The 16,994-nt window shown below is 49.1% G+C and carries 11 protein-coding genes; 9 read left to right on the top strand and 2 right to left on the bottom strand.

The features are described 5' to 3' along the window. Nucleotides 1-3: 3 nt before the first annotated feature. Nucleotides 4-951, bottom strand: coding sequence for an AraC family transcriptional regulator (locus AC6I3O_RS19040; RefSeq protein ID WP_497852210.1), 948 nt, complete (start codon nt 949-951; stop codon nt 4-6). Between the two features lie 192 nt (nt 952-1,143). Between AC6I3O_RS19040 and AC6I3O_RS19035 the strand changes: the two genes are divergently transcribed. From AC6I3O_RS19035 to AC6I3O_RS19010, 6 genes are all read left to right on the top strand, one after another. Further along, the gene (locus AC6I3O_RS19035; RefSeq protein ID WP_497852209.1) at nt 1,144-3,042 is read left to right on the top strand and encodes a DUF5696 domain-containing protein; all 1,899 of its coding nucleotides are present in this window, start codon (nt 1,144-1,146) and stop codon (nt 3,040-3,042) included. Nucleotides 3,043-3,071: 29 nt separating this feature from the next. Next, complete coding sequence (locus tag AC6I3O_RS19030; protein WP_497852208.1) at nt 3,072-4,382, top strand: Gfo/Idh/MocA family protein; 1,311 nt, start codon at nt 3,072-3,074, stop codon at nt 4,380-4,382. Nucleotides 4,383-4,552: 170 nt separating this feature from the next. Next, entirely contained in the window at nt 4,553-5,788 is a 1,236-nt protein-coding gene (locus AC6I3O_RS19025) for an ABC transporter substrate-binding protein (protein WP_497852207.1), read from the top strand. A gap of 18 nt (nt 5,789-5,806) precedes the next feature. Further along, the gene (locus tag AC6I3O_RS19020; protein ID WP_497852206.1) at nt 5,807-6,736 is read left to right on the top strand and encodes a carbohydrate ABC transporter permease; all 930 of its coding nucleotides are present in this window, start codon (nt 5,807-5,809) and stop codon (nt 6,734-6,736) included. Nucleotides 6,737-6,753: 17 nt separating this feature from the next. Beyond that, on the top strand, nt 6,754-7,581 hold the full coding sequence (locus AC6I3O_RS19015; protein ID WP_497852205.1) for a carbohydrate ABC transporter permease: 828 nt from the start codon (nt 6,754-6,756) through the stop codon (nt 7,579-7,581). Between the two features lie 133 nt (nt 7,582-7,714). Then, a complete protein-coding gene (locus AC6I3O_RS19010) occupies nt 7,715-11,848 on the top strand; it encodes a TIM-barrel domain-containing protein (protein ID WP_497852204.1) in 4,134 nt (1,377 codons plus the stop codon). A 2-nt stretch (nt 11,849-11,850) separates the two neighbouring features. Here AC6I3O_RS19010 and AC6I3O_RS19005 read toward each other — a convergent pair whose 3' ends face one another. Next, complete coding sequence (locus AC6I3O_RS19005) at nt 11,851-12,504, bottom strand: YesL family protein (protein WP_497852203.1); 654 nt, start codon at nt 12,502-12,504, stop codon at nt 11,851-11,853. Nucleotides 12,505-12,757: 253 nt separating this feature from the next. On the opposite strand from AC6I3O_RS19005, the gene AC6I3O_RS19000 reads away from it, so the two are divergent. From AC6I3O_RS19000 to ppdK, 3 genes are all read left to right on the top strand, one after another. After that, nucleotides 12,758-13,309, top strand: a complete 552-nt coding sequence (locus AC6I3O_RS19000; protein ID WP_497852202.1) for a sugar O-acetyltransferase — start codon at nt 12,758-12,760, stop codon at nt 13,307-13,309. Between the two features lie 171 nt (nt 13,310-13,480). Further along, the gene (locus AC6I3O_RS18995) at nt 13,481-14,170 is read left to right on the top strand and encodes a hypothetical protein (protein ID WP_497852201.1); all 690 of its coding nucleotides are present in this window, start codon (nt 13,481-13,483) and stop codon (nt 14,168-14,170) included. A 195-nt stretch (nt 14,171-14,365) separates the two neighbouring features. After that, nucleotides 14,366-16,990 (top strand): pyruvate, phosphate dikinase, encoded by a 2,625-nt coding sequence (gene ppdK / locus AC6I3O_RS18990; RefSeq protein WP_497852200.1) that lies wholly within the window; start codon nt 14,366-14,368, stop codon nt 16,988-16,990. Nucleotides 16,991-16,994 lie beyond the last annotated feature (4 nt).

Genomic DNA, 16,994 nt, shown 5'->3' with positions numbered 1-16,994 from the left:
TCGTTATGGATGGGGCTGTCTGGCAGGTTGGCTGCTGCCATGGCTTTTACGCAGCGCATCCGTAATCCCTTTGACGGAAGAAGAGTATTCTGACGGCGACATTCCGGTAGCCGCCTTGAATTGCTTGGAAAAATACGGCAGAGAGCTATAAGAGAGATAGTAGGCAATCTCCGTGAAATTCATGGTTCCCTCCCGGATAATCTCCCGGGCATGCTGAATCTTCAAGGTATTGAAGAAGTCGATTACGCCGCATCCCTTCGCATCGTGGAACAATGCCTGTAAAGCGGAGCGGCTGATGGAAAATTCATTGCAGATATCCGACAGCTTCATCTGTTCGCAGACATGCGCTTCCATGAATTGGATAATCCGGTCAAGGCGGTCCTGCTTAACGGACTGCTTCTCCGGCGAATCCTTGGGAATGGCAGAATCGGACACGGTATTTTCCGGATGGTTCCGGACACAGGTAATCAAGAACAGCTCCAGGTAGAGGATGATAAGCTGCTGGGACGCAAAAGGCGTCGAATCCTTTAGCTTCACCTGCTCTACGCTCGGCAGATTCATGGGGGTGGAGAAGGTCTGCTTCCCCTCCGATATAATGTGGGAGATTAAGGTGCGTTCTTCCCCGGACAGCGTATAGCTTTTATGTACAAAATGTTTCATTGCCGGAGAACGGCATATGAAGGAAATTGCAATCAGGTTTGGAGAATTCTTGCCAATAGATTTGATGGCATGAAATTCATTTGGCTGATGGAAGATGATATCGCCTGTGTTCAAAGTCATCCATGTATCGTCAGAACGGACGGATACGGTTCCGTTGTCTACATATAAAAATTCCCAGAAATCATGTGCCTCTCCCTGAAAAATAAAATTCTTCATATATTCAAAATAATGAAGCGTGATGATTGATTCAATCTGTATCTCTTTGCGCAGCTTGGTTTTGATGTAAGTCAAAATACCACCTCCTGTCAGTCTTTCACCATAAACCATAGATAACACGCTCTGTGTATGTATAAATAATAGCAGAAATAAGATGATTATACAATATCCATAGACAATAATGTAAGCATAATTGTGCAAGTTATATTATAATGCTATATAAATAGAAGAGAAAACGTGCAGAATGACGAAAAGGAAAGGGACGATATGACAAGTATTGAAGTAAATAATGTAAAAATATCCTTTGAAGAGGAGAGCCTTCGTTTTATACTATATCAGGAAGGCGCTGCGTGGGAATGGATGGAATCCTACAGGCCCCACTTCGAGTACGAAGGCGGAACCTTGGAATTCAAAGATGCGGTTTCCGTCAGCCATGAGAGGGTTGACAATGGTCTGGGAGTAGGAATCCGAAGCAGATATCAGGGATTTATCGTTGGGGGAACACAAGTCCCATATGCATTTGAGACATATGTTTGGATTGAACAGACGACGGGGCATATCTATTTTGAGTGGATTCCGGTCTGCGAAGAAGGGCTGCAGGTAAAGCGTGTGTACTGGCCGGGGGCGATGGCGTTTGAGGAAAAACGTAAGGATTGGTATACGCTGCTCAATTACCAACAGGGCTTATTGATACCCAACACATGGGAGACGGAGCTGGGTCCCATCGTGTTTGACGGATTTTTTGGGACCGCAGGGGCATATATGCCATGGTTCGGCCAGATTAAGGAAGGGGAAGGCTGTCTTGCCCTGTGTACGACGCCCTGGAATGCTGGGTATCAGGCGGAGCATCCCGCAGGAGGGCCGTACACCCACGTGAATGTTTATTTTGAGCCAAGCCTTGGCAGGATGGAATACCGCAGGGTAATGCGCTATACGCTGATGAGCCATTGTGATTATAACGATATGTGTAAAGTATACCGTACATATGTAAACGAACAGGGGAATCTCAGGACTTTGAGGGAGAAGGCGGCGAAGGTTCCGGTAATCGACCGGCTGATTGGCTCCGGGTTCGTACATACAGGGATTAAGACCCAGGTATGCGAGAATTCCGATTTCTTCGATCCGGAACAGCCGGATAAGAACAATCATCTCACCACATTTGCGGCAAGGGAAGCGCAGATGAGGGAGATTCACGAGGCGGGGGCGAAAAAAGTGTACCTGCATCTGGACGGCTGGGCACAGCCGGGATACGATAACCAGCATCCGGACTATACGCCGGCATGCGAGGAGGCAGGCGGATGGGCAGGGATGAAATCCCTTGCAGACACCATGCATGAGCTTGGATACCTGTTCGGAATTCATGACCAGTACCGGGATTTCTATCTGTCATCCCAGAGCTTCGACGAAGACTATGCATGCCGCCTGATGGACGGCACGATTCCGCGGCACCAGCGTTGGGCGGGCGGACCTCAGTCCTACCTGTGCGGTACACAGGCTCCCTATTATGTGAAGAGGAACTTTGAGGTTCTTAGGGAGAATCAGATTGAACTGGACTGTGCGTATCTGGACGTATTTACCTGTAACGAAGGGGACGAGTGTAATACCCCCCGCCACAGGATGAGCCGTAGAGAATGCTATGAGGCGAGGAACCATTGCTTTGACTATTTGATGTCTAGGGGAATCCTGCCAAGTTCCGAGGAAGTGAATGATTGGTGTGTGCCAAGCATGGTGTTCTGCCATTATGCGCCTTATGATTTCATGCTTAGAAAGCCTGGAAGCCCGAAGTTTGGCGTACCTGTGCCGTTGTTTAATCTGGTGTTCCATGACTGTCTGATTGAGCCATGGATGATGGATCAGGTGAGCGAAGACGAGGACTATATGCTGTACGCAGTCCTGAACGGCGGGGCGCCCTACCTTCTGAGAGACGGCGCATATCCGAATTTTGACGGTTCTTTTGAGACGATGGGGTTAGGCTTGAAAGAAGATATCAAGAGGTGCGACGTTGTCTGCGAACTCCATGAGAAGGTAGCGAAATGCGAGATGGTGCGCCATGAATTGGTGGATGGGGAATACACGGTTCAGCGCACGGTATTCGCAGACGGCACGTCTGTAACGGTTGACTTTGGAAAACAGACCTATGAGATTGCTTACGGGACAGACAAATAAAACGATACATGAAAGAGAGGGATGGAAAGATGGGCAAATTAATGAAAGTTGCGATTGCAGGGCTTGGCAGCCGGGGAAAGGATATTTATGCGAAGTCAGCAAAGCTTCATCCGGAGAAGATGGAGATTGTTGCAATCGCGGACATTGATCCTGAGAAGGTGGCTCTCGTTGCAGAAGAGTACCATGTGCCAAAAGAGGCATGTTTTGCAAGTGCGGAAGAGATGCTGAAAGAAGACAGGCTTGCGGACGCCATGATTATTGCAACCCAGGACCGGCAGCATGTGGGGCATGCATTGGCGGCTTTGGAGAAGGGGTATCATTTGCTTCTTGAGAAGCCGGTATCGCCGGAGCTTAATGAGTGCAGAAAATTGGCGGAGGCAGCGGAGCGTTTCGGAAAGAAAGTGGTGGTATGTCATGTGCTCCGTTACACGCCGATTTACCAGAAGGTAAAAGAGCTGTTGGATTCCGGCGTGATTGGGGATGTGGTTTCGATTATGGCGTCCGAGAATGTTGGATGGTATCATCAGGCGCACAGTTTCGTGCGCGGCAACTGGGCGAATTCTGATGAGACAAGCCCGATGATTCTGCAGAAATGCTGCCACGATATGGACCTGTACCTCTGGCTTGCCGGGAAGACTTGCGAATCGCTGACTTCCTATGGGGATACCTATCTGTTTAAGGAAGAAAAGGCGCCAAAAGGGTGCGCCGGGCGTTGCCTTGAGGGCTGTAAAGCAAAAGAAGACTGTCCGTTTGACGCGGAGAAAATCTATCTGGACCACAAGATATTCGGCTACCGTAAGGGAAACCGGAGCTGGCCGTTAGACGTACTGGTGCCATCCGGCCCGACAGAGGAAAAGGTTCTGAAAGCGATTCAGGAAGGCAGGTATGGACAGTGCGTTTACCACTGCAATAACAATGTGGTAGACCATCAGGTCGTGAATTTAAGGATGACAGACGGAACCACCATGAGCTTTACTATGTGCGGGTTCACACCGGAGATTTCCAGATATGCAAGGTTTATGGGAACCAAGGGGGAGATTCGGGTAGATATGGTGGGGGTTGCGAAAGACTGCGAAATCAGCATCCGCAGGTTTGCGTGCGACATGCCGGTGGAGACAATTGACGTGGCGTCCCTTGCCGAAGATTTTTCCGGCCACGGCGGTGGAGATGACCGTATGCTGGTGGAGTTCCTTGATATTATCAGCGGCGAGAAGGAAGAGAGTTCTTATGTGACATCCCTGGGCCGTTCGTTGGAAAGCCACTACTGCGCACTGGCGGCAGAATATTCCAGAACCCATGACGGATGCCCGGTGAAGATTGCGGAATTCGCAAAAGCATAATTACGGTATGTAAGCTTTCTGGAATCATGGAAGCTTCATATATAGATTCAAATTCTGAAAATAAAAAGAAAAGGAGAGTGGAACAATGAAAAAGAATTTGAGAAGATTAGTAGCATTTGGACTTACGGCAGCGATGGGAGCAACGATGCTTACCGGATGTGGCGGCGGAAATGAGGCGGGGGGGGGGTGGAAACTCATCTTCTGACAGCGGCAGCAAAGGCGGAAAAGTAGAGCTTACCATGGCAGTATGGGATTCCGACCAGGAACCTGTAATGCAGAAGATGGCAGAAGCCTACACCAAAGAACATCCGGACGTAACGGTTAAGACTCAGCTTACCACATGGACAGAGTACTGGACGAAACTTGAGGCAAGCGCGATGGGCAATTCTTCTGCAGACATCATCACGATGAATGTCCTTCATGTAGAAGAATATGCTGACGCAGGTATCCTGATGGATCTGACAGACGCAGAGAAAGAGTCAGACCTCAAGGCAAGCGAGAACTTCCCGGCGCCGTTGTTAAACGGTTATACAGTTGAAGGTAAATTGTACGGAATCCCGAAGGATTTCGACACCAACGCTATTTTCTATAACAAAGAGATCTTTGACAATGCAGGCGTAGAATATCCGAAAGACGGAATGACCTTTGAAGAATTCCGTAAGTTATGTGAAGACCTTGACGCAGCAGGACTTCCAGAAGGCGTATATCCGGTTCCGGTAAACCGTAACTCAGGACAGACGACTTATGATGCAACCATCTATGCAAATGACGGATATATCCTGAATGAAGATAACACCGAGGTAGGTTGGGACGATCCTAAGACCATCGGCGGAATCCAGCCATGGCTTGACTTGGTACTAGACGGACTTTCACCGTCACTTGAACAGATGGCGAACACAGATCCGGACAGTATGTTCCAGGGCGGACAGGTAGCAATGTATCTTTCCGGTAACTATATGATTCCTTCTTACAATAAGACATTGGAAGGGAAATATGGTATCGTTTCCAGACCGACCTTTAACGGCAAGAATACAGACATCATCAATGGTCTTGCGTTCTCCGTATCCGCATTCACAGAGCATCCGGAAGAGGCAGTAGATTTCGCATTGTGGCTTGGAAGCAAAGAGGCACAGACCATTCAGGCTGAGGCAGGTGTTGTTATTTCCGCAAGAAATGACTGCCAGGATATCTATGTGGGAACACATCCGGATCTGAACCTGCAGGTATTCCTTGACAACGTAGAGAACGCAGAGCTGCTTCCGCACTGTAAGGCGACATCTGAGCTTGCACAGGTTGAGAAGACCTATTTAGAGCAGGCATGGATGGGCGAAATTACTCTGGAAGAGGCATGTGAGAAGATTAAGCCTGAGGCAGATGCAATCCTTGACAAGATGAATGCAAAATAAGTAAAGTAGGGATAGAGTATGGGCGAGGAAAAGAAAATGGCAAAATCTGTAAAACGGAAAGCCAGTAAAAGGGATAAGAAGGACTGGTTGGCGGCGTATGTCTTTATTGCGCCGGTAACAATCGGACTGGTGATATTCTATATGGTTCCGTTCATCCAGAACTTCTGGTTTAGTTTTAATGATGTAAATAAGTTTAATATGGCTACCTTTATAGGACTGGCGAATTATAAGCAGTTATTTCAGGAGCCGGATTTGCTTCTGGCTTTGAAGAATACGTTGATTTATGCAATCGTTACGGTTCCGATTGGCCTTGGGCTGTCACTGTTGGTTGCATCGCTGCTGAATTCAAAGATTAAGGGAACTTCCTTTTATCGTACAATTTATTTTCTGCCGTCCGTAACGATGTCAGTAGCCGTTGCCCTGGTGTGGAAGCTGATTTTCCACAGTGAGTATGGAATCTTCAACGCTATGATTGAAGCTCTCGGCGGAGAGGGAAAAAGCTGGCTGACTACGCCGTCTACGGCGCTTGGGTGTGTTATGATCGTTGCAATCTGGGGAAGTGTCGGATACAATATGATCATTCTGCTGGCGGGTATGCAGGGGATTTCCAAGTCCTATTATGAAGCGGCGGCGATTGACGGAGCCGGTCCGGGAACCATATTTTTCAAGATTACCATACCGTTGCTCTCGCCGACGATCTTCTTCGTCATCATCACGGGAATGATCGGCGCCTTCCAGGTGTTCGACAGTATCTATATGATGATTGACCCGACGACGAACCCGGCGTTCAATCAGGTTAAGACCATGAACGTATTGTTCTATCAGAATGCGTTTATGTACGGATACAAAGGTTACGCAGCGGCAATCTCTATCTTCATGTTCGCAATCATTATGATTATTACTGTAATCCAGATGATTGGACAGAAGAAATGGGTTAACTACGACTAGGGGAAGGAGGAAATACGATGTCAAAATCAGCGTCAAGAAAGCGTTTGCTAATACATATTATATTGATAGCGGGTATTGCGATTACGGTATTCCCATTCCTTTGGATGGTGTTTACCTCATTTAAGACATTGCCGGAATCCATGAAGATACCGCCGGCAATCCTGCCGGAAGCGTTGAACACGGAGTCTTATCAATATGTGTGGGATGTACTCCCGTTTGGGACTATTTATACCAATACAATTATTGTTACCATCATAACGGTGCTTGTCCAGGTTGCCTTCTGTACGATGGCGGCTTATGGATTTGCAAGGATTGATTTTCCGTTTAAGAATGCAATCTTTTTGATTATCTTATCCATTCTGATGGTGCCGGGACAGATTTTCCTGATTCCACAGTATTTGATTATCCAGAAATTGGGGATGATCAATACACTGCCAGGTTTGTTCCTGCCGAACTTATTCAGTGCGTTTGGAACGTTCCTGCTCAGGCAGTTCTTTATGTCACTGCCTAAGGAGCTTGAAGAGGCGGCGCTTTTGGACGGATGTAACAGATTCCAGATTTTTGGAAAGATCATGCTGCCATTGGTTAAGCCTGGTATCGTAGCGTTGGTTATCTTCACTGCGAAATTCGCATGGAACGACTTCATGTGGCCGTTGATCGTCAATTCAGATCCGGCGAAAATGACATTAGCTCCGGCGTTATCGCTGCTGAAAGGCCAGTATGCGACCAACTATCCTGCGCAGATGGCAGGAGCCGTGTTAGCGGTTATACCGATGATTGTACTGTTCTTCATCTTCCAGAAACAGTTTATCGAAGGTGTTGCACAGTCAGGTATTAAAGGTTAGAATTACGGGGGAGGGGTGCAAGCCTCTCTCCCATTTTTGTGCATAATTTTCTTGCAGTTTGAATGCCGGGGAATAGGAAGGCACAGAATTAGATATTTTATGAGTAGGCAGAAAGGTTAGGGAAAGATTAGAAATGAAAGAAAATGAACTTAGGTTATGCCGCGTTATATCAGCGGAAAAGGATTCGTCCCAGAGGCATATCGTCTATTTCTGTTTTGACGGCGGTATCAAGGGAAAGATAACGTTTTTAGAAGAAAATATTTTCCGTTATGATGTGGATCCCTCGGGTGAATTTGCAGCCTATGCGAAACCTGTGGATGAGAAGCATGCCGCCAGGATTCAGCAGCGTCCAGACGATTCAAAGGCATATACAAGGCCGGAGGCGGCAGTTACAGAGCAAGATGGCAGAACCGTTGTCCGGTGTGGGGATACATCCGTAATCTTCGATAATGGGACGGCAAAGATGCAGGTTCGGGTGAAAGACAGGATTGTACTGGAGGAAGCGGAGGCTCTTTCGGTTCAGGAGGATTCCACAGTGCAGACGTTGTTCCGGCAGAAGGATGAGGATTTTTTCGGAGGAGGAACACAGAACGGACGTTTCCTGCATACAGGAAAGAAAATCCAGATTGTCAACGAGAGCGGGTGGATGGACGGCGGCGTGGCATCCCCCAATCCTTTCTATCTCTCAACTGCAGGATATGGGGCGCTGCGCAACACATTTACCGAGGGAAGTTATGATTTTGGCGCTGAAATGGAGCAGGAGCAGATGAATCCTAAGGCAGATGGCAATCTGGGGGACAGAAACCGGCAGATGATCGTCACGGAACATAAGGAAAATAAGTTCAGCGCATATTACTTCCTGTCCGGTGCGGCAGATAAGCGTCAAACGGTGCAGGAGCTCCTGCAGGGATACTACCATGTGACAGGAAACCCGATGCTGCTTCCGGAGTATGGTTTCTACGAAGGGCATCTGAACTGCTATAACCGGGATGCATGGTCGGAGGAATCTGGCAGCAAGGCATGGGTTGTGAAGGGAAGTAAGCCCTATACCTGGGAGGGAAGGACCAGGTATGAAAGTGGTATGGCAACAGGCTACCGGCTGACGGAAAACCTTCATTCCGAGTCCCTGAACGGAGAAAAACCCCATGTTGCCACCGAAAATTACCCGGAGACGGTAGACACCCCTTACGAATATTCTGCAAGGGCGGTTCTTGAGGAGTATATCCATTATGACATGCCTCTTGGGTACTTCCTTCCCAATGACGGTTACGGCGGCGGTTACGGGCAGAACGGCTATTATGTGCAGGGCGGCGTAGGCGAAGATGGTAAAAGCAGCGAAGAACGGATTGCGGCTGTGGACGCCAATGTGGAAAACTTTGCAAGGTTCACTGAGTTTGCCAACAGCAAGGGCGTAGCGTCCGGGCTGTGGACAGAGAGCAATCTTTCCCCTGACTCTGACAGCGAGACATACTGGCATCTTCTGCGCGACTTCAGGAAAGAGGTGACGATAGGCGGGGCGACCACATTGAAGACCGACGTTGCGTGGGTTGGGCCTGGGTACTCTTTCCAGCTTGACGGCGTGAAGACGGCTTACGATATCGTAACCACGGCGAAGAACTTCCGCCCCAATATCATTTCCTTGGACGGATGGGCTGGCTCCCAGCGTTTCAACAGCGTGTGGAGCGGCGACCAGACCGGCGGGAACTGGGAATATATCCGTTTCCATATCCCCACCTACATCGGAAGTTCTTTAAGCGGCAATCCCAATATCGGCAGCGACATGGACGGAATCTTCGGCGGAAGGGCGCAAGTCGCCGTGCGGGATTACCAGTGGAAGGCGTTTACGCCCCAGATGCTTAATATGGACGGATGGGGAAGCTACATGAAAGCGCCGTATACCTTCGGAGATCCGTACACAGGAATCAACCGTATGTATATGAAAATGAAGTCGCAGCTCATGCCGTATATCTACACCTGTGCCGTTTCCGCATCCAACATTGATACAGGCAACGGCGATACCGGACTTCCCATGGTCAGGGCAATGTTCCTTGAGTATCCCGGGGATGCATATGCAGGAACCAGGGAGATGCAGTACCAGTTTATGCTGGGAGGTAGTCTTCTCGTGGCCCCGGTCTACAAGAACGTTGCTGCGGACGAGATGGGCAATGACGTGAGGAACCGTATCTACCTTCCGGACGAGAGGGAAGTGTGGACGGATTATCTGACAGGACAGAAATACCAGGGCGGGCAAGTGCTGAATAACTTCGACGCCCCCTTATGGAAACTGCCGGTATTTGTGAAGGGCGGGACAATCCTTCCGATGTATGAGGAGAACAATACCCCGGACGCTATCGACAGGACCAGCCGGATCGTGGAGTTCTGGCCTTTCGGAACCAGCGAATACACGGCGTACGAGGACGACGGGAAATATATCCGCAACCAGACGGAGGAAGATGCATCTTACGGTGTAATCGACCATATCTCCTACGGAAGCCATGTGTCCGTGCGGTATACGTCTGTGGTGGAGGGAAACCATGCATGGCTTACGGCAGAGAAGGCAGAAGGGGATTATGAGGGATATGTTCCAAAACGCAGCACAACCTTTATCGTACATCTGTCAAAGAAGCCGGAAGAGATTATCGTGAAGAACGGAGAAGAATCGCTGCATGTGGCGGAAGCTGTCCTTGGAAAGACAGGGCAGACTGCATGGGAGGCATTCAAAAAGATTGTGCCTGAAGAGGGAGAGGCTGTCTTCTTCTATGACGAAGCTCCGCCGCTTTATACCTATGCCCCGGCAGAGGAAACAGAGTTTGCGAACCTGACAAAGGATGTAAAAGCCGCGCCTAAACTCTATATAAAGATATGCGGCGCAGACGCCGCAAAGGAAAGGCAGTCCGTGGAGATTCTAGGGTTTGTCAACGAGTTTATCCGCCCGGTTGATAAGGAGAACATAAGCCTTACAGTTCCGGCGCTTGAAGCGCCTAAGGAGCGGAAAACCTCAACCTCCATCTGGCTTACCTGGACAGAAGTCCCAGAAGCAGATTCCTACGAAATGCTGGTTGACGGCAACCTGAACACCATGGGCAATACCTGTTCCTACCTGCATGATGAACTGGAGTATCATTCAGAGCATACCTACCGCGTGCGTGCAAGGAACGGGGAAGGATATTCCCCATGGAGCGGCGAACTGACAGCAAGCTCACTCCTTGACCCATGGAGAAATGAAATCGGCGCCCTTGGCACGGTCACATGGACCGGAGGCGACGAGGCAGGCGCGCTCAAATATGCGACGGACCACAGTTTCCGCGGTTTATTCTTTGCAGCGGACGATGTGGTGAAAGACAGGATTCCGTTCATCTATGACTTCGGGGCAATCTATGATTTGGACAGGTTTGAGTACTATCCAAGAGACAGCTACGGAAGCGGCACGGTGGAGCAGATGAACATCTATTCCAGCCTTGACAACGTACACTGGAAACTGGAGTGGAACGGCGAGGAACACGAGGAGTGGAGCTATGACGAGAACCTTGAGGTGGAAGAAAATGCGAAGGCCGTAACCCTTGACGGGGTAAGCGCCCGCTTCCTGAAACTTGAAATCGTGAAGTCAAAGAGGAACTTTTTTGCATCCCACGAGCTTCCGGTGTTCAAGAAAGACGGTTCCAGGCCATTTGCGGTGGGAAGCACCAATAAGAATGAGAAGGTAACAGAGGGAGATTATACCAACATGAAGAATTATCTCGGGACCTCTGTCAAGGATGGGGCAAATTTTGTGGATCAGATCCAGAAACGGTGCGGCGATGTGAATATGAACGGGGTCTACGACGTGTACGATTATGCATTTACCATGTTCGCCCTTGACGGCGGGACAAAGCAGACGGGGGCGGTAGCCGGAAGTATTTCCCTAATCCCGGAGGCAGAGTCGGTAAAAGCAGGAGAGACATTTACGCTGGCAGTTACCGCCAAAGATGTGAAGAACCTGAATGCATTCGGAAAAGTTCTCGATTATGACCCGGCGCATATGGAGTTCGTGTCCCTTGTGCCAGAAGCTTACGTCTCACAGATGGAAGACCTGACCGTCCACAAGCGGTACGGAGACGGTACGGCATATGTAAACCTTGCCGTTGCAAACCGCGGCGACCAGAAGCTTTACGAAGGCAGCGGCATCCTGGCAACACTTACCATGAAGGCGCTTACGGATATTACGCCGAAAGACGAGATGGAATTTGAAGGCATCTGGCTGATCGGGCCGGGGTTTGACACGGTATAGGATTACTCATAATATTCCGGGATGGCCTCACGCTCTGGCTCATATTTCCTGAAAATGCGGTCGAAGATGATACAAGCCGTGAATGCAACGACGGAAAAGCCGCAGATTACGGAGAGCATGAGAATCATCGCCAACATTTTTACGTTGAGCGTACATAAGAAAATAATCAGGCTGTACATTGCGGCAAGCAGGACGGTGTAGGGAAGATGCCCGATTGTCATAAAGAGGGCGTTCTTCACCGCCTGCTTAGTCGTGCATTTGAAATGTGACACGATAGGGAAGACATAGATGAAGATACAGGACAAAAGGGCGGTTACGACTCCAAGCGCGACCTTCATTACGGAAAACAGCGCAGAATCACCGGAATTCAGGATGATGTGGTCAAGACCGATGAAGGCTGCGATTGCAGCAAAGCATAGCCAGAGGATTGTGCCTTGTTTAAAACTCTCCCGGAATCCTTTCCAGAATCCGGCCCAGACGTAGGGACTTTCTCCCCGCACCATCTTCAGGCAGACATAGTGCAGAGCGCTGATGGACGCGCCGATGGTGACGAGGGGGATGCAGGATAGCAGAAAGATGATATTCAGGATAATTAAGTCAGCCATGTTGTTCAGAAACTGCATAAAAGGGTTGTCCAGATTAAATAAACGGTTCATAGTGGCTCCTTTCTGGCCGGACGCCCGGTCGGTAAACTCATTCATTATGATATAGTATAAATAAAATTGACTATAAAAGCAAGAGCGCTTTGGATTCGCGGTTCTATATTGCAGGCGCTTTGGATTGTAGAAAGTTTTTTTCAATGGTATAATTAATACTTAGAAAGGCCTTCCCCGTGTGGAAGATGTGTCCGGGGCTTTAGTGTATCGAGACAGTGGGAAAACTTACGAAACAACGAAAGGAGAAGGGAATATGGTTACGGAAGAGGTTATTAAGAGCGGGGAGCTATACAATGCGTCAGACGCAGAGTTATACGAAGTGCAGTGGAGGCTCAATGATCTGATGTACGAATACAACCAGACCAGGCCATCCAACCGCAGAAAGCAGCAGGAGATTTTGAAGGAACTTTTGGGAGATTTGGGTGAAGATTGCGTCATCGAGCCGCCCCTCAGGGCAAACTGGGGGAAGAATACCCATATCGGGGACAACGTGTATGTGAATTTTAACCTGACGCTGGTGGATGATGCGGATATCTATATCGGCAGCCATGTGATGATCGGGCCAAACGTTACCCTTGCAACGGCAGGGCATCCGCTGGAAGCCGAACTCAGGAATAAAGGAATGCAGTTTAACAAGCCAATCCGTATCGGGGACGGCGTATGGCTCGGCGCGGGAGTAATCGTCCTTCCCGGGGTGACAATCGGGGAGAATACGACCATTGGAGCAGGAAGCGTTGTGACAAGAGACATTCCGGCCAATGTAGTAGCTTACGGGAATCCCTGTAGGGTTAGAAAGACGCTGTAACCGCGTACCCGGCGTACCGCATACAGGCATCTGCAGCAGAGACTCGGCTTATTGACGGCAAATGGGCAAGGTTATAAAACTTTCACAATATGATACTTTAAAAACTTACTGAATTGTGGTATATAAGACAGTAGGATATTGATAAGTGTAAAGATAAGTGTGGAGGTATAGATGAGCAGAGAAGACATAAGAGAAGAAAACATAAGGGAAGAAGTTGTCAAGGAAGAGGAAATCGTTAAAGAAACATGGGGGACGATGTCTGTCTGGAAAAAGCTGGAATACTTATGGATGTATTATAAATCATGGCTTTTTGCCGCAGTAATCCTGGTTGGGCTGATTTGCCTCGGCGTAACGATGTACAAGGGGATGCATACGAAGGTGCTGCTCAATGCCGTCGTAATTGGAGGAGACAGCCAGAAAGCACAGTGGCTTGAGGAATCATTTGCCGCGTATGCGGGCATTGGGGAGAAGGATGGGGAAGTACGGGTCCGCGCCAATATCCCGGACGACAAGGGTGGCACAACCAGTAAGACGGCGCTGACGACGCTGATGGGGGCGGATGCGGTGGACGTGCTGGTGTGTTCCGAAAGTGTTTTTGAGGAGTATGCGGATCAGGACGGATTTTTAGATATGGAAACACTTCTGGATGAAAACGGGGCTGGGTATAGCGGGACTCTAAGCGCGTACGGGGTGCTGCTGGATTCCGGCAATATTTTGGAGCAAGAGGCCATGACTTCTTATGATAAAATCTATGTGGCGGTTCCGGTCAACAGCCAGAACCCGGAGACGGCGGCGAAATTTATCGAGTATCTCGGCGGTGGCGCAGACTGTATGGAAGACGATACGGAGGATGGGAACTGAGCAATCCACCTGCCTTCGGCTGGAAGGTAAGAGATTTAGCTGTCAGGGGAATTTGCAAAGAGAAAGCTAAAATATGAAGCGACATGTGAAATTCCGTCTGGAAACTAATTGGAAATACTTGACGAATACTGGTAAAACCAGTAAAATATTATGTGCGACTTAGAAAAATATATTGTTTTTAGGAGGTCATGACAAATGGCAAAATGGGTTTATATGTTCACAGAAGGCAATGCAGACATGAGAAACCTTCTTGGCGGTAAAGGCGCGAACCTTGCTGAGATGACAAGCTTGGGTCTTCCGGTTCCGCAGGGCTTCACGATCACGACAGAGGCATGTACACAGTATTACGAGGACGGCAGGAAGATCAATGACGAGATCATGGAGCAGATCATGGAAGCCGTTACGAAGATGGAAGCCATCACAGAGAAGAAATTCGGTGACAAAGAGAATCCGCTGCTTGTTTCCGTTCGTTCCGGAGCAAGAGCATCTATGCCAGGTATGATGGATACCATCCTGAACCTTGGTCTGAATGAAGACGTTGTGGAGACGCTGGCAGAGAAGTCCGGCAATCCGCGCTGGGCATGGGACTGCTACAGAAGATTCATCCAGATGTATTCCGACGTAGTTATGGAAGTAGGTAAGAAGTATTTTGAAGAACTGATCGATAAGATGAAAGAAGAGAAGGGCGTTAAGCAGGATGTTGAGCTTACGGCTGAGGATTTGAAGGCGCTTGCAGGACAGTTTAAAGCAGAATACAAAGAGAAGATCGGACAGGATTTCCCGACTGACCCGAAGGAGCAGCTGATGGGCGCAATCAAGGCTGTATTCCGTTCATGGGACAACCCGAGAGCGAACGTATACCGTCGTGACAACGACATCCCGTATTCATGGGGAACTGCTGTTAACGTACAGTCCATGGCATTTGGTAACATGGGTGATGACTGCGGTACAGGAGTTGCATTTACCCGTGACCCTGCAACAGGAGAGAACGGCCTGTTCGGCGAGTTCCTGACCAACGCACAGGGCGAGGACGTAGTTGCAGGCGTACGTACGCCGATGCATATTTCCGAGATGGAGCAGAAATTCCCAGAAGCATTTGTAGAGTTCAAAAAAGTTTGTGAGACTCTTGAAAAACACTATAGAGATATGCAGGATATGGAGTTCACGGTAGAGCATGGTAAGCTTTATATGCTGCAGACACGTAACGGAAAGAGAACAGCTCAGGCTGCCTTAAAGATTGCGTGCGACCTTGTAGACGAAGGTATGAGGACAGAAGAAGAGGCTGTTGCAATGATCGATCCTCGTAACCTTGACACACTGCTTCACCCGCAGTTCGACGCTGCTGAGCTGAAGGCTGCAACACCGTTAGGAAAAGGACTTGGAGCGTCTCCGGGAGCTGCCTGCGGTAAGGTTGTATTTACGGCAGAGGATGCGGTTGAGTGGCATGCAAGAGGCGAGAAGGTTGTACTGGTTCGTCTTGAGACATCACCAGAGGATATCACAGGTATGAAGTCTTCACAGGGTATCCTGACTGTGCGCGGCGGTATGACCAGCCATGCAGCCGTTGTTGCCCGTGGAATGGGTACATGCTGTGTATCCGGATGCGGCGATATCGCTATGGATGAGGAGAATAAGAAGTTTACACTGGCAGGAAAGGAATTCCATGAGGGAGATGCAATCTCTATCGATGGTACGACAGGTAACATCTATGACGGAATCATTCCTACCGTTGACGCTAAGATTGCCGGAGAGTTCGGAAGGATTATGGCATGGGCGGACAAGTATAGAAGATTGAGTGTGCGCACCAACGCTGACACACCGGCAGACGCTAAGAAGGCAGTAGAACTTGGCGCAGAAGGTATCGGCCTTTGCCGTACAGAGCATATGTTCTTCGAGGAAGACAGAATTGCTGCATTCCGTGAGATGATCTGCTCTGATACTGTAGAGGAGAGAGAAGCAGCCCTTGAGAAGATTTTACCATATCAGCAGGGAGACTTCGAGGCTCTTTACACAGCACTGGAAGGCAACCCGGTTACGATTCGTTTCTTAGACCCGCCGCTTCATGAGTTCGTTCCTACAGAGGAAGAGGATATCAAGAAGCTGGCTGACGCTCAGGGCAAGACCGTAGAGCAGATTAAGACTCTGATTGATTCTCTCCATGAGTTTAACCCGATGATGGGTCATCGTGGATGCCGTCTTGCAGTTACCTATCCGGAGATTGCGAAGATGCAGACGAAGGCGGTAATCCGTGCGGCAATCAATGTGAAGAAGGCTCATCCGGACTGGGCAATTAAGCCGGAGATCATGATTCCATTGATTGGGGATATCAAAGAGCTGAAGTATGTGAAGAAGTTCGTCGTTGAGACGGCAGACGCAGAGATTGAGGCGGCAGGTATCGAGCTTGAGTATGAGGTTGGTACGATGATTGAGATTCCAAGAGCTGCGCTGACCGCAGACGAGATTGCGAAAGAAGCTGACTTCTTCTGCTTCGGTACGAATGACCTGACACAGATGACATTCGGATTCTCACGTGATGATGCGGGCAAGTTCTTAGAAGGATACTATGACGCTAAGATTTATGAGAATGATCCGTTTGCGAAGCTTGACCAGACAGGTGTTGGTAAGCTGATGGAGACAGCCCTCAAGTTAGGTAAGCCGGCTAATCCTAAGCTTCATATCGGTATCTGCGGCGAGCACGGCGGAGATCCAAGCTCTGTAGAGTTCTGTCATAAGATTGGTCTTGATTATGTGTCCTGTTCACCGTTCCGTGTGCCGATTGCGAGACTTGCGGCGGCTCAGGCGGCGATTGCGAATAAGTAATAGT

This window comes from Sporofaciens sp. St.21A7, from assembly GCF_059728535.1.
Note: the sequence above shows the minus strand (reverse complement) of the source record. Positions and strands in the feature narration are given on the sequence as shown.

Coding starts and splice junctions, on each gene's coding strand:
- AC6I3O_RS19035 (WP_497852209.1), top strand. CDS start 1,144: ATGACAAGTATTGAAGTAAATAATGTAAAAATATCCTTTGAAGAGGAG.
- AC6I3O_RS19030 (WP_497852208.1), top strand. CDS start 3,072: ATGGGCAAATTAATGAAAGTTGCGATTGCAGGGCTTGGCAGCCGGGGA.
- AC6I3O_RS19025 (WP_497852207.1), top strand. CDS start 4,553: ATGAGGCGGGGGGGGGGTGGAAACTCATCTTCTGACAGCGGCAGCAAA.
- AC6I3O_RS19020 (WP_497852206.1), top strand. CDS start 5,807: ATGGGCGAGGAAAAGAAAATGGCAAAATCTGTAAAACGGAAAGCCAGT.
- AC6I3O_RS19015 (WP_497852205.1), top strand. CDS start 6,754: ATGTCAAAATCAGCGTCAAGAAAGCGTTTGCTAATACATATTATATTG.
- AC6I3O_RS19010 (WP_497852204.1), top strand. CDS start 7,715: ATGAAAGAAAATGAACTTAGGTTATGCCGCGTTATATCAGCGGAAAAG.
- AC6I3O_RS19005 (WP_497852203.1), bottom strand. CDS start 12,504: ATGAACCGTTTATTTAATCTGGACAACCCTTTTATGCAGTTTCTGAAC.
- AC6I3O_RS19000 (WP_497852202.1), top strand. CDS start 12,758: ATGGTTACGGAAGAGGTTATTAAGAGCGGGGAGCTATACAATGCGTCA.
- AC6I3O_RS18995 (WP_497852201.1), top strand. CDS start 13,481: ATGAGCAGAGAAGACATAAGAGAAGAAAACATAAGGGAAGAAGTTGTC.
- ppdK (WP_497852200.1), top strand. CDS start 14,366: ATGGCAAAATGGGTTTATATGTTCACAGAAGGCAATGCAGACATGAGA.